The organism is Amycolatopsis saalfeldensis (genome assembly GCF_900110575.1).
GTDB lineage: Bacteria > Actinomycetota > Actinomycetes > Mycobacteriales > Pseudonocardiaceae > Amycolatopsis > Amycolatopsis saalfeldensis.
The window spans coordinates 139,225-151,895 of record NZ_FOEF01000023.1 but is presented as its reverse complement, the minus strand read 5'-3'; the positions used below and the strand labels follow the sequence as shown (position 1 = coordinate 151,895).

Sequence of the window (12,671 nt, the reverse complement as noted above, 5' to 3'; positions counted from 1 at the left end):
GCAAGGTCCGACCAGGGCAGGTCAGGACCCTTCGAAGGAGGAACCAGACATGTTGATCCGGACCGACCCGTTCGCCCAGTTCGACCGGCTGACCCAGCAGCTCTTCAGCGGCCAGCCCACGTCCACCCGCTCGGCCGCGATGCCGATGGACGCCTATCGCGCGGGCGACGAGTACGTGCTGCAGTTCGACGTCCCCGGTGTGGCCAGGGACTCGATCGACGTGAGCGTCGAGCGCAACGTCCTGACCGTCAAGGCGGCTCGCGAAGCCGGCTACGGCGAGGACGCCAAGGTGCAGGTCTCCGAGCGCTCGCGCGGCAAGTTCTCGCGCCAGCTCTTCCTCGGCGACACCCTCGACACGACCAGCGTCGCCGCGGAGTACGTCGACGGTGTGCTGACCCTGCGCATCCCGTTCGCCGAGAAGTCTCAGCCCCGCAAGATCACCGTCAACGGCGACCCGAAGCAACTCGACGCCTGAACCGGTTTCCCGGCCCCGTCCATCCACTGTGCTCTGTCCATTATGGTCAGTTCGCTACGGGTGGACGGGGCTGCTTCGTGCCCGGCGCCGCGGGTGAACGGAGCCGTACTGCGCTCGTTGACGGCTGCCCGGTTCGCCCGGCCCAGCCATCCACATCCCCCACTAGAGTTATCCACAAGGCCCTGTGGACAACCTGGGGACAAGTTGTGGAGAACCACCACTCGTTCGGGTATCCACAGTTGGTGACCTGGGCTTAGGTGGACAACTCGCCCGGCGCCGAGCGCTCGTCACCCACAACGGCGGGGGTACACCTGTGCACCCACGACAGAGTGAGGCCGTTCAGCGTCGTCTCCAACGGGGATCGGTGTGGATAGCGGTCCGAGCGTCCACAGGCTCCCGAGGGTGACCTCAGCGGTCGGGCGCACTGCCCCGCCGTTCGCGATCCTGGTCGCGATCAGGGAGAAAACCGTTCAGCAGAGGGAAAATCACCGGCCGGCGGCACCGTCGACGGCCAGGCTCCCGCGTCGGTACAGGCAACGTCACCCGAGCTGATTTCCGCAGCTCAGCCGTCGCCGGGAAGGCGGGCGCCAACGTCCGCGGGACGAAGTCGTGGCCGCGATCCAAGAGGGTCGGAAACACCGGCGCACCGAGGCGGCCAGCATCGGCGCGCGTCACCGGCGTCGACGTCCCGGGCGATCTTCATGGGTCGAGCACAATCGGGCGTACCGGACTCGAACTGTCTGTGGACAACTCCGGCCGATCAGCCGCCGGAGTGCATGTCCTCGGCCTCGGGGACGCAGTCGTCGTCCGGGTCGTCGAGCCAGCCGTGCGGGAGCGTGACCTTGCCGGGGGAGCCCTGGCGGCCGCGGGGGCCGTCGGCGTTGTCCGGGAACGGGGTGTCGTGGTCGAGGCGGGCGAGGAGGTCGTCGAGCTCGTCCATGCTCGACACCATCGCGAAGCCGCGGCGCAGCTCGGAGCCGACCGGGAAGCCCATGAAGTACCAGGCCATGTGCTTGCGTAGGTCGCGCATCGCCTTGACCGAGCCGTCGTGGGCGACGAGCAGTTCCGCGTGCCGCCGGAGCACCCGCGCCACTTCGCCCAGGTTCGGGCCCTGCGGCACCTCGCGGCCCGCGAACGCGGCCTCGAGTTCGCCGAACAGCCACGGCCGGCCGAGGCAGCCGCGGCCGACGACCACGCCGTCGCAGCCGGTCTCCGCGATCATCCGCAGCGCGTCGGCGGCGGAGAAGATGTCGCCGTTGCCGAGCACGGGGATGCTGGTCACGGCCTCCTTGAGCGCCGCGACCTTCGTCCAGTCCGCCTGGCCGGAATAGCGCTGGGCGGCGGTGCGGGCGTGCAGGCTGACCGCCGCCGCGCCCTCGGCCTCGGCGATGCGCCCGGCGTCGAGGAACGTCTGGTGGTCGTCGTCGATCCCGACGCGGAACTTCACCGTGAACGGCACCCCGGCCTCGGCCGCGGCCACCGCGGACTCGCGCACGATGTCGGCGAACAGCCGCCGCTTGAACGGCAGCGCCGCGCCCCCGCCCTTCCGCGTCACCTTGGCGACGGGGCAGCCGAAGTTGGAGTCGATGTGGTCGGCCAGCCCCTCGCCGACGATGATCTTCACGGCCTCGCGCATCGTCTTCGGGTCGACCCCGTAAAGCTGCATGGACCTGGGCTTCTCGTGCTCGCCGAAGGTCATCATGTGCATGGTCCCGGGATGCCGCTCGACGACGGCGCGCGCGGTGATCATCTCGCACACGTAGATCCCGGCGCCGTACTCGGCGCACAACTGCCGGAAGGCGACGTTGGTGATCCCGGCCATGGGCGCGAGCACAACCGGCGGATCAACCTCGTAGGGGCCGATCTTCAGGGCGGGCTTGCTCAGGGTCGCGGTCACGGCTCCATTGTCGCTTGTGGCGTCGACCACGTCGACCAGGGGCACGCACAGGCGGCAAGGCACTCCGAAGGGGGAGACGCCGAAAGCGGCATGATGGGCGTGACACAGCCCGAAGATCGAGGAGCGTGACGTGGTCGGGAAGCCGGTGCGGTGGGGAATCATGGGCACGGGCGGCATCGCCGGGGTGTTCGCCGAAGATCTCCGGCTCACCGACTCCGGCACGGTCGTCGCCGTCGGCTCGCGGAGTCGGGACAGCGCTGACGGGTTCGCGGACCGGTTCGGCGTCGGCACGCGGCACGGCAGCTACGAAGACCTGGCGAACGACCCGGACGTCGACGTCGTCTACGTCGCCACCCCGCACCCCATGCACCACGCCAACACCTTGCTGGCGTTGGAGGCGGGCAAGCCGGTGCTGGTGGAGAAGCCGTTCACGATGAACGCCGCGGAGGCTCGTGAGCTGGTCGCGGTCGCGCGGGAGCGGGGACTGTTCCTGATGGAGGCGATGTGGACGCGGTTCCTGCCGCACGTCCGGCGCATCCGCGAGCTGCTCGGCGACCTCGGCGACCTCGTGACCGTCATCGCGGACCACGGGCAGTGGTTCGCCGAAGACCCCGCGTTCCGGCTGTTCGCGCCGGAGCTGGGTGGCGGCGCGCTGCTCGACCTCGGCGTCTACCCGGTGTCGTTCGCGTCGATGGTCCTCGGCGCGCCGAACCGGGTGGTCAGCCTGTCCGATCCGGCGTTCACCGGCGTGGACGCGCAGACTTCGATGCTGCTCGGCCACGCGAGCGGCGCGCAGGCGGTGCTCAGCTGCTCCCTGTGCGCGGTCGGCCCCACCACGGCGACGATCGTCGGCACCGACGCCCGCATCGAGATCGAGGGCGCGTTCTACGCCCCCACCTCGTTCACGGTGATCCCGCGCCGCGGCGAGCGGACCCGGTTCGAGTACACCGACGAGGGCCGCGGCCTGCGCCACGAGGCGGACGAGGTCGCGCTGCGCCTGCGTGCCGGCGAGATCGAGAGCCCGCTCATGCCGTTGGACGAGACCGTGTCGATCATGGCGACCATGGACGAGGTGCTCGCGCAGACCGCCACCGCGAAGTGACCAGCGCCGGGTGACGGTCGCCGATTCGGCCCGGAAGGCGTGGCCAGGGCGGGATCGCAACCGTCCCGTGTCCGGGGTTGAGTAGTGCTACGGATCCGATCAACGGCCCTTATGCCCGAATCTGGCGGCATGAGTACCGAAGGCGAAACCCTCCACCGCCTGGCCGACGAGATCAACGACCTCGGCCGGCGCCTGGCAGTGGTCGGAGCCGAGCTGCGGGGTGTTGAGGTCTCGGTTACCGGAGCTGAGCCGCGGACTGGTCTTTCGACGTCGTCGGGTGTTGCCGGTTCGCAGACGGAGGGCGCTCCGCCGACGTCGTCGACCGTGCCGGGTGCCCGGCCGCAAGGTTCGACGGCAGCGCAGGATGATCCGCGTGATTCGCGCGCGCCGCTGGAGGAAACGGCGGCCGCGCAAGACGATCCTCGTGTGTTGTCGCAGGGGCCGGTGGTAGCGCCGGATGAACCGCGCGTGCCGCCAGAGGAAACGGTTGCAGCGCAAGATGATCCGCGGGCGTTGTTGCGGGGACCGGCGGTGGCGTCAGGTGATTCGCGCACGGCGCTGCCGGGATCGTTGGCGGCGCAGGAGAGTTCGCGCGCGCAGCCGCAGGAGTTGCCCGCCGCGGTGGGCGAACCTCGCCCGCAGCCGCAGCCGCAGCCGCAGCCGCAGCCGCAGCCGCAGCCGCAGCCGCAGCCGCAGCCGCAGGATCCGGTTGGTGTGCAAGGGGATCCGCGGTCTGCCGGGGCGGGCCCGTTCGTGGCGCAGTCTGGGCCGTCCACGCCCGTATACGGAGCCGCCTATCCCTACTACGGCGCGCAGGGCCACAGTCACGGCATGCCTTATCCCGCGCCCCCACAAACCCAGTACACACAAACGCAGTACGCGCAGGCCGTGCCGCAGTACTTCGCGATGCCGCCGCAGCAGCCCTACATTCCGCCGCCGACGTTCGGGGAACGGTTGCGGAAAGAGGGCGCCGGGGCGCGTGTGCTCGCGTGGGTCGGCGGTGCGGTCACTCTGCTGGGCGTTGTGCTGCTGCTGGTGCTCGCCGTGCAGCGGGGGTGGCTCGGGCCGTTGCCGCGGGTGCTGGTCGGGGCGGCGTTCGGGGCCGGGCTCGTCGGGGTGGGCGCTTGGCTGCACCGCAAGCCCGTCGCGCGCACGGGCGCCTTCGCGCTGGCCGCGACCGGCATCGCGACGCTCTACCTCGACGCCGTCGCCGCGACCTCGCTCTACGGCTTCCTGCCTGTCCCCATGGGACTCGGCGCCGGACTCGTCATCGCGGTGGGCGGCCTGCTCCTTGCGGTCAAATGGGATTCCTCTCTGCTCGCCGGCGCGGTCGTGGTCGGGTGTGGGCTGTGCGCGCCCCTGATCACTTGGGGCTTCACTCCGGAATTGGTGACGTTCCTGCTCATGCTCCAGCTCGCAACGGCGCCTGTCCAGTTCCGGAAGGAGTGGTGGGCCCTTTCGCTCACCGCGGCATTGCCGCCCTTGACAACGTCGGTGATCGGCAGCGCGCTGCACACCCAGAACGTTCCGGTCGCCGTGGCCGCCGGCGTCGTGAGTGCTGTGCTCGCGCTGGTCACGTTGCGGTGTAAGGAAAATGATCCGGCTGCATTGGCTGTGCTCGCGTCTGCCGTCCTGCCTGTCCTGGTCGCGGCGGCGCTGTTGCCGAAGACTCAATCGGCGCTTCTGGCGGGTGGTGCGGCCGTTCTGCTTGTCACGACTGGGCTCCTCGTGCGGGGCCATTCCGGGAACGTCGCGGTGATCGCCGGCCTGGTCGCCGCGCTGCAGGCCACCGTTACGCAGTTCGACGGCGGCGCGGTCCTGCTCGGGGAAGCCGTCGTGCTCGCCTTTGCAGCGCGGTGGACGCGTAACCGGTTCGTGCTTGGCGGCGCGTTCGCGTTCGGCGTGATCGGCTGGCTGATCGCGCTGGTCACGGACGTCACGCCGGCGTTGCTGATCGTCGCCCGCGCACGCACCACGACGGACCTGCTGACCGGTCTCGTCGCCGCCGTCCTGCTGCTGGCCGCGGCGGTCGCGGTGCCGTGGGCCGCGGTCCGGCTGGAAGTGTTGAAGCCCGCCAAACTCGTGCCGTGGCTGCCCGCTGGACTGGCGGCGCTGCATGGTGCGGCCGGCCTGGTCCTCTGCGCGTCGTTGCTGGCGATTCCGGACCGGGCGGGGTTCCTGACTGGGCACGCGCTGATCACCGTGTCCTGGACGATCACCGCGCTTGTCCTGCTTTTGCGCGGTATCAACGTTGTCGCGCTGCGGGTGGTCGGGCTGGTGCTGGTGGGGGCAGCGGTGCTGAAGCTCGTGTTGTTCGACCTAGCCGCGTTGGACGGCCTCGCGCGCGTTGCCGCGTTCCTCGGCGCCGGGTTGGTGCTGATGGTCGCGGGCGCGCGCTATGCACGGCTCGTGGCGTCGCGTTAGCCGCTCGGGATCGCGGGTCGCTCGGGAAGAAACTGTCGGTGCCGTGTGGTTGTCTGGCTCACAACGGATCACGACCTGGGAGGAGCCCGGCATGAGTTACACACCCGACCCGAAGCTGATCGAGCGCGCCGGCGAATCGATCGGATGGCTGACCACCGTCACCCCGAAGGGGCGGCCCGCACCCCGACCGGTGTGGTTCACCCTCGACGGCGACGACATCCTGGTGTTCAGCCAACCGGACACGGCGAAGCTGCGCCACATCGCGGCGAATCCCGAGGTGAGCTTCAACTTCAACAGCGACAAAGGCGGCGGCAGCATCCTCGTCGTCAACGGGCGGGCGCAGGTGGAGGCAGGCAAGGCGTCGGAGGCACCCGGTTACCTCGACAAGTACGAGTCGACGTATGCCGGTATCGGTTATGCCGACGCGGCGGCTTTCGACGCTTCGTTCTCTGTGCGGATTCGGATCGTGCCGGAGCGCTCTTGGGGATTCTGACGGTTTTGGTGCTGGGGAGGGCTTCGGGAGGCTGACGTTTCTTGGGTTGCCGTGGAATCTGGCCGCCGGGTGCTTGGTCCATTGTGGACTCGCGGTTGACGGACTTGCAGGGGGTGTGGGGTCTGGTTGCGCCGGCTCAGGTGTCCGGGACGTCCGGTTGCGGGGAGGCTGGCTGCCTAGTGGGCAGGTGATGTCTGGGGTCGGTTCTGGCCGAGAGCGGCGTTTGCGACGTTGCTGGTTGCCGGGTAGCTCCGTGCTGGCCGGATTCAGCCGACGCCGATGCCGATGCCGCTGCCGCTGCCGCTGCCGCTGCCGCTGCCGCTGCCGCTGCCGCTGCCGCTGCCGCTGCCGCCGCGGTGTCGACTGGGCCGGGGCGGTGCCGACGCCGACGGTGCCGCGGCGGTGCCGACAGGGCCGCTGGGGTGCCGACGATGCCGACTGGGCCGGTGCCGACGCCGAAGGTGCTGACGCGGTGCAGGCGGCGGTGACGATGTGGTGCAGGGGCCGGTGCGGTGCGCCGACGGTGCCGATGCGGTGTCGGCGGCGCCCGCGACGATGCGGTGCCGGGGCTGTGGTGTCCGGGCTGAGGTGCTGGTGTTGGCGTTGCGGGATCTGGAACTGGACTCGCGGCCGGTGGTGGGTGCCGCCTAGGGTTCCCGGGGTGTTCTCAGTGGAGTATTGCCTGGTGGCGGCGGTCAGGGCGGTGGGTGGCGTGGAGGCGAGCGCGAAGGTCGGAGGCTCGAGCGCTGGAGACCTCAGTACTGGAGGCATGAGCGTTGGAGACCTCAGTGCTGGATGCTTGAGCGTTGGAGAAAGCGGATGACCGACGCCGGGGATCGTGAGCGTGTTGCTGGGAGTGAGGAGGACGCTGAGAGCACCGGTGAGACCCGTAACCAGAAGCTGCAGCGCAACATCGGCGAGTTGCTCCAGGAGTTGCGCGTGGCGCAGGCCGGGGTGCAGATCCTGTTCGGGTTCCTGCTGGCGGTGGTGTTCACGGATCGGTTCCGCGATGCGAGCGGGCTCGAAAAGGGGCTGCACCTGTGCGCCGTCCTGCTCACCGTGGCGGCGACGGCGCTGCTGACCGCCCCGGCGGCGTGGCATCGGGTGTTGTTCCGGGCCGGTCGGCGGGACGAGATCCTGCGTGTCGGCAATCGGTTCGTGCTGGTTGGGCTGGGGTGTCTGGCCGCGGCGATCACGGTGACGGTCGCGCTCATCGCCGAGGTCGTTTATGGGCTGGTTGCGATGGTGGGCGTCGCGGTGTTGGCGTTGTTGCTGTTCGGGGTGCTCTGGGGGTTGATCCCGTATCGGATGCGGCAGGGACAAGAGCGCGATTGAACGCCCAGGAGCGCTCCCAGCGGCAGCCGCCGCGGTAACAGGCGGAACAAGCCTCGGAGGCCACCAGAACCCACGGCGGCCTCCGAGACCGGAGTCACGCCGTCAGCTTCCCCCACGCGTAGTTCTGCTTCGCCAGCTTCAGATAGACGAACAGTTCCGTCGACGTCACCCCGGGGATGGGCCGGACCTCCTCGCCCAGTACTTCGAGCAGGTGCTCGTCGTCCCGGCAGATCAGTTCGGCCAGCAGGTCGAAGCGGCCGGCGCAGAGCACCACCTGGTGGACGTGCGCCAGGGTCGACAGCCGCGCGGCGATTTCGCGGGGGTCGCCGTTCACGGTGATGCCGATCATCGCCTGGCGGGTCAGGTCCACGTTCTCCGGTGCCGTCACCGCGACGATCTGCATCATGTCGTCGCGCAGCAGCCGCTGGACACGTTGTCGCACGGCGCCCTCCGAGAGCCCGACCGCCTTGGCCAGCGCCGTGAACGACGCCCTCCCGTCATGCTGGAGCAAGGCGATCAAAGTTCTGTCGGTGCTGTCCAACGCCTTCGGCGCACGCTGGTCATCGACCTTCGTGCGGTTTTCGTCACCCATGCCGTCCCTCCCTGTGTTTCGGCATGTGATTCCTTAAGCGCGCAGCGTATCGGCCACGGCGCCCGAGCAGGAGGGCTGTTCGGACCGAAACCGCGGTCAAGCCGCTGGTCCAGTGAATTTCAACCGGGCCACCGGTGTGCGCCCGGGCACAGCTGCTCTCGTCGCGCCCGGCGCGACGGGTAACGTCTGCCGGCCCGTCCGCGCCCGAAAAGTGCCCGAAAAGCGCCCAAAAATGAGGAGAAAAGCCATGTCGGAAGCCGTCGCGCCCGGCCCCGCGACCGCTCCCGTGGTCCAGGCCAAGGGGCTTCGCGGCGGCGCGCTCGGCATGGTGTCGTCGATGGTGATCGGGATGTCGTCGACGGCGCCCGCATATTCCATTGCGGCGACGCTCGGCTTCATCGTGCTCGCGGGCACGGGATTCAAGGCCGCCGCGTTCATCCTGTTTTCGTTCGTCCCGGTGCTGTTCGTGGCTTTCGCGTTCCGCGAGCTGAATGCCGCGGAGCCGGACTGCGGCACCAACTTCACCTGGGCGACGCGCGCGTTCGGCAGCCGCGCCGGCTGGCTGACGGGCTGGGTGGTCACCGTCGCGCAGCTGCTGGTGATGAGCAGCCAGTCGGCGCTCACCGGCCGGTACACGCTGCTGCTCTTCGGCGCCGACGGCCTCGCGGGCAACCGCGCCGTGACGACCGCGATCGGCGGCGTGTGGCTGCTCGCGCTGTGCTGGCTCTGCTATCGCGGCATCGAGGTGTCCGCGCGAGTGCAGTGGATCCTGCTCGGCATCGAGCTGGCCGTCCTGGTGGTGTTCTCCGTGGTGGCGCTCGGACGCGTGTACGGCGGCAGCGCGGGCGCCCAGGCGAGCCTGCCGCAGTGGAGCTGGCTGTGGCCGAACGGCGTCAGCATCGGGACGGCCGTGTCCGCCGTCCTGCTGGCCGTGTTCATTTACTGGGGCTGGGAAAGCTCGCTTTCGGTGAACGAGGAGTCCGCCGACCCGCGTCACGCGCCGGGCCGCGCCGCCGTGTTGTCGACCGTGCTGCTGGTGCTGAACTACCTGCTCGTCACGGTCGCCGCGCTCGCGTTCGCGGGCGTCGGCGAGGACGGCATCGGGCTGGGCAACGAGGCCGACTCCGGGGACGTGCTGGCCGGCCTCGGCGGCGCGGTGTTCGGCTCGTCCGGGCTGGGCCGGGTGTTCGGGCTGCTGCTGATCGTCTCGGTGCTCACCAGCGGCGCCGCGACCAGCCAGGCGACGATCATGCCCGCCGCGCGCACCACGCTGTCGATGGCGGCCCACGGCGCGCTGCCGAAGGTGTTCGGCCGCGTGCACCCGAGGTACCGGACGCCGACGGTGTCGACCTGGACGTTCGGCCTGGTGTCACTCGCGCTGTTCGTGCTGCTGGCAGCGTGGAGCGACAACGTGCTGTCCGACTCCGTGGACGCCGTCGGGCTCACGATCGCGATCGAGTACACGATGACGGCGCTCGCGTGCGTCTGGGTGTTCCGCCGGACGCTGTTCACGAGCGTGCGCAACTTCTTCTTACGCGGGCTGCTTCCGCTCACCGGCGGCCTGTTCTTCCTGGCTGTGCTGGTGCTCGCGGTGCGCGAATACGCGAAGCCGGACGCCGGGGAGACCACGGTCTTCGGCATCGGCGGCGTCGCGGTGATCGGCGTGGTGTCGATCGTGATCGGGTTCCCGCTGATGTTCGCCGTGCGCCACTGGTGCCGCGAGTTCTTCGCCGGCCGCCGCCTGCCGCGCGGTTCGGTCCCGCGCGGCGGCGACGTCATCGAGGCCTAGCAGCGCCGGAGCAGGTCTTCCTCGGTCTCGCGCGGGACCAGCAGCGTCGCGAGGCCGTCGCGGACGCCGACCAGTGGCGGGCGCCCCACGAGGTTGTAGTTCGAGGCCAGCGAGTGGTGGTACGCGCCGGTGCACGGCACGGCCAGCAGGTCGCCCGCGTGGATGTCGCCGGGCAGGCAGACGTCGTGGGCCAGCACGTCGCCGGACTCGCAGTGCCGTCCGACCACGGTCACCGGCTGTCGTGCCGCTCTTGTGTGGCGCCCGACGAGCCGGGCGGTGTAGCGCGCGCCGTACAGCGCGGGGCGCGCGTTGTCGCTCATCCCACCGTCGACGGCGACGAACGTGCGGCTGCCGCGCTTGACCGCGCACACCCGGTACACCGTGATCCCGGACGGCCCGACGATCGCGCGGCCAGGCTCGATCGTCAAGCGGGGCAAGGGAAATCCGCGTGACGAGCACTCGTACCCCAGCGCCACCCGGAGCCGGCGCGCGTAGCCTTCGAGGTCGAACGCCGCCTCGCGGTCGAGGGACGGCACGGCCTGCCCGCCGCCCAGGTCCAGCTCACGCAGGGTGACGCCGTAGGTGTCGCGGATCCGGACGAGCACCTCGACCATCCGCCGCGCCGCTTCCTCGTACCGGTCCACCCGCGAAACCTGGGAGCCGATGTGGCAGTGCAGGCCGACCAGCCGCAGCCCGGGCTGCGCGAGCACGGCGGCAACGGCGCGGTCCACGTTGTCCTGCACGTCGCCGCGCAGCGAGAAGCCGAACTTCTGGCCCTCGGTGCCGGTGGTGATGGCGGCGTGGGTGTCGCCGGTGACGCCGGGCGTCACGCGGATCATCACCTCCTGCGCGCCGTGCGCGAGGGCGCCGAGCTGCTCGACCTCGTCCAGCGAGTCCAGCACGATGCGGCGGACGCCGTACTCGAGCGCGGCCTTCAGGTCTTCGGGCGTCTTCGCGTTGCCGTGCAACAGAATCCGCTCGGCGGGGAAGCCGATGGAGCGTGCGACGGCGATCTCGCCCGCGGAGCACGTGTCGAGCGACAACCCCTCTTCGGCGAGCCAGCGCAGCACGGCGCGGGTACACAGCGCCTTGCTCGCGAAGGCGACTTCGGCCTCCGGAAGGGCGCGGCGGTACGCGCGGGCGGTGTCGCGCACCTGCGCCTCGTCGAGGAGATACGCCGGCGTGCCGAACCGGGCGGCCAGGTGACTCACCGGGGCACCCGCGAAAATCAGCTCACCGCCTTCGCCAAGGGAGGCGCTCCGCGGCCACAGCCCCGGTTCGAGGTGGTCGGCGGCCTCACAACCGAGGCTGGGCAGTAGCTCGCTGAGCGTCACGGTTACCTCCGTGAGTGGGCCATTCGGACCCCTCCAGCAGACTGCCGGGCTCAGCGTTCCGCTCACACCGTGAACACGACGCTGACGCTTTCGTCCCCCGCGCTGACGTCTTATTTACGCACGGGTAACTTGCGCCACACCCGCACTGACCTGCGCTGTGTTCGGTTTTCGGGCGAGACGCCGTCACAAGGGACATGGTTGAACCGATGACGGACTTCACGACGGAGATCGAGGCGCACCGGCGGGAGCTGCGGGTGCACTGCTACCGGATGCTCGGCTCGTTCGACGAGGCCGAGGACCTGGTCCAGGAGACGCTGCTGCGCGCTTGGCGCGGCCGTTCGACGTACGAGGGGCGCGCGAGCGTACGGGCGTGGCTATACCGCATCGCGACGAACGCGTGCCTCGACTTCCTCGACGCGCACCCGCGGGAGCTACCGGTGCTCGACCTGCCGTCGACGCGCGATTCGGACCTCACGCCGCGGCCGGCGGTGGCGGTGCCCTGGCTGCAGCCGTTCCCGGACAGCCTGCTGGAGCCGGACGCCGTGGTTGTCGCGCGCGAGACCGTTGAGCTGGCTTTCCTGGCGGCGATCCAGCATCTTTCGCCGCGTGGACGGGCGGCGTTGCTGCTGCGTGACGTGCTCGGCTGGTCCGCGCGCGAGACGGCGACGGCGCTGGGGACCACGCCGGCTTCAGTGAACAGCACCGTTCAACGGAGCCGCGCCGCGCTGAAGGAGCATTTGCCCGCACGGCGTACGGAGTGGCAGGCCGGTGAAGCGAGTGAAGCGGAACGCGCTGTCGTCGCGCGCTACATGACGGCGTTGGTGGAGCACGATGAAGCGACCTTCGCGGAATTGCTGCGCGAAGACGTCCGCTGCAGTCACGCGTCGGGCGCCGGCGGTCACTCCGGACCGGAGCCCACCTGGTATTCAGGCCTGTCGACAGTGCAGGAGGCCTGGGAGCCGGCATTTCGCGGGGACCACGCCGCGCCGTTTCGCGTGCTGCCGATCTCCGCGAACGGCCTGCCCGCGCTGGCCACTTACGTCCGCGTGGACGGGGTCTTCCGCGCTTTCGGGCTCAACGCGTTACGGATTTCGAATGGCCGAGTCGCCGAAGTGATCACCTTCGGGACAGAGGTGTTCCCGGCGTTCGGCCTCGGCGAGACCTGGCCGGCCTCGGCGCCGTGAGGCGGCTGCCGGCCCGGAAATGGCCAAGCGGCCACCAGGTGTTCTC

The 12,671-nt window shown here is 70.0% G+C and carries 10 protein-coding genes; 7 read left to right on the top strand and 3 right to left on the bottom strand.

What is annotated here, in order from left to right:
* The first annotated feature begins 49 nt into the window (after positions 1-49).
* Positions 50-475 (top strand): Hsp20/alpha crystallin family protein, encoded by a 426-nt coding sequence (locus BMY97_RS37910; protein ID WP_091627228.1) that lies wholly within the window; start codon positions 50-52, stop codon positions 473-475.
* Positions 476-1,235: 760 nt separating this feature from the next.
* On the opposite strand, the gene dusB is transcribed toward BMY97_RS37910, so the two are convergent.
* Positions 1,236-2,372 carry a tRNA dihydrouridine synthase DusB gene (gene dusB, locus BMY97_RS37905; RefSeq protein WP_091627225.1) on the bottom strand — a complete coding sequence of 379 codons (1,137 nt, stop codon included), beginning with the start codon at positions 2,370-2,372 and terminating at the stop codon, positions 1,236-1,238.
* Positions 2,373-2,502: 130 nt separating this feature from the next.
* Between dusB and BMY97_RS37900 the strand changes: the two genes are divergently transcribed.
* The 4 genes from BMY97_RS37900 (at position 2,503) to BMY97_RS37880 (ending at position 7,726) form a co-directional block, all read left to right on the top strand.
* Positions 2,503-3,474: a Gfo/Idh/MocA family protein gene (locus tag BMY97_RS37900; RefSeq protein WP_091627221.1), complete on the top strand. Its 972-nt coding sequence runs from the start codon at positions 2,503-2,505 to the stop codon at positions 3,472-3,474.
* A gap of 129 nt (positions 3,475-3,603) precedes the next feature.
* On the top strand, positions 3,604-5,898 hold the full coding sequence (locus BMY97_RS37895) for a DUF2339 domain-containing protein (protein WP_091627217.1): 2,295 nt from the start codon (positions 3,604-3,606) through the stop codon (positions 5,896-5,898).
* A gap of 91 nt (positions 5,899-5,989) precedes the next feature.
* Positions 5,990-6,391, top strand: coding sequence for a TIGR03667 family PPOX class F420-dependent oxidoreductase (locus tag BMY97_RS37890; RefSeq protein ID WP_091627215.1), 402 nt, complete (start codon positions 5,990-5,992; stop codon positions 6,389-6,391).
* An 819-nt stretch (positions 6,392-7,210) separates the two neighbouring features.
* Complete coding sequence (locus tag BMY97_RS37880; RefSeq protein ID WP_091627212.1) at positions 7,211-7,726, top strand: DUF6328 family protein; 516 nt, start codon at positions 7,211-7,213, stop codon at positions 7,724-7,726.
* Between the two features lie 94 nt (positions 7,727-7,820).
* Here the strand turns inward: BMY97_RS37880 and BMY97_RS37875 are convergent, their stop codons facing one another.
* Positions 7,821-8,318 carry an Lrp/AsnC family transcriptional regulator gene (locus tag BMY97_RS37875; protein ID WP_091627209.1) on the bottom strand — a complete coding sequence of 166 codons (498 nt, stop codon included), beginning with the start codon at positions 8,316-8,318 and terminating at the stop codon, positions 7,821-7,823.
* Positions 8,319-8,565: 247 nt separating this feature from the next.
* Here BMY97_RS37875 and BMY97_RS37870 point away from each other — a divergent pair, with 247 nt between their 5' ends.
* A complete protein-coding gene (locus BMY97_RS37870) occupies positions 8,566-10,107 on the top strand; it encodes an APC family permease (protein WP_091627207.1) in 1,542 nt (513 codons plus the stop codon).
* On the opposite strand, the gene lysA is transcribed toward BMY97_RS37870, so the two are convergent.
* Positions 10,104-11,441 carry a diaminopimelate decarboxylase gene (gene lysA, locus BMY97_RS37865; protein ID WP_091627204.1) on the bottom strand — a complete coding sequence of 446 codons (1,338 nt, stop codon included), beginning with the start codon at positions 11,439-11,441 and terminating at the stop codon, positions 10,104-10,106. The two genes, BMY97_RS37870 and lysA, sit on opposite strands and share 4 nt — an antisense overlap.
* A gap of 206 nt (positions 11,442-11,647) precedes the next feature.
* Here lysA and BMY97_RS37860 point away from each other — a divergent pair, with 206 nt between their 5' ends.
* A complete protein-coding gene (locus tag BMY97_RS37860; RefSeq protein WP_245787705.1) occupies positions 11,648-12,625 on the top strand; it encodes an RNA polymerase subunit sigma-70 in 978 nt (325 codons plus the stop codon).
* Positions 12,626-12,671: the final 46 nt, after the last annotated feature.

Coding starts and splice junctions, on each gene's coding strand:
- BMY97_RS37870 (WP_091627207.1), top strand. CDS start 8,566: ATGTCGGAAGCCGTCGCGCCCGGCCCCGCGACCGCTCCCGTGGTCCAG.
- BMY97_RS37875 (WP_091627209.1), bottom strand. CDS start 8,318: ATGGGTGACGAAAACCGCACGAAGGTCGATGACCAGCGTGCGCCGAAG.
- BMY97_RS37895 (WP_091627217.1), top strand. CDS start 3,604: ATGAGTACCGAAGGCGAAACCCTCCACCGCCTGGCCGACGAGATCAAC.
- BMY97_RS37860 (WP_245787705.1), top strand. CDS start 11,648: ATGACGGACTTCACGACGGAGATCGAGGCGCACCGGCGGGAGCTGCGG.
- BMY97_RS37880 (WP_091627212.1), top strand. CDS start 7,211: ATGACCGACGCCGGGGATCGTGAGCGTGTTGCTGGGAGTGAGGAGGAC.
- BMY97_RS37890 (WP_091627215.1), top strand. CDS start 5,990: ATGAGTTACACACCCGACCCGAAGCTGATCGAGCGCGCCGGCGAATCG.
- BMY97_RS37910 (WP_091627228.1), top strand. CDS start 50: ATGTTGATCCGGACCGACCCGTTCGCCCAGTTCGACCGGCTGACCCAG.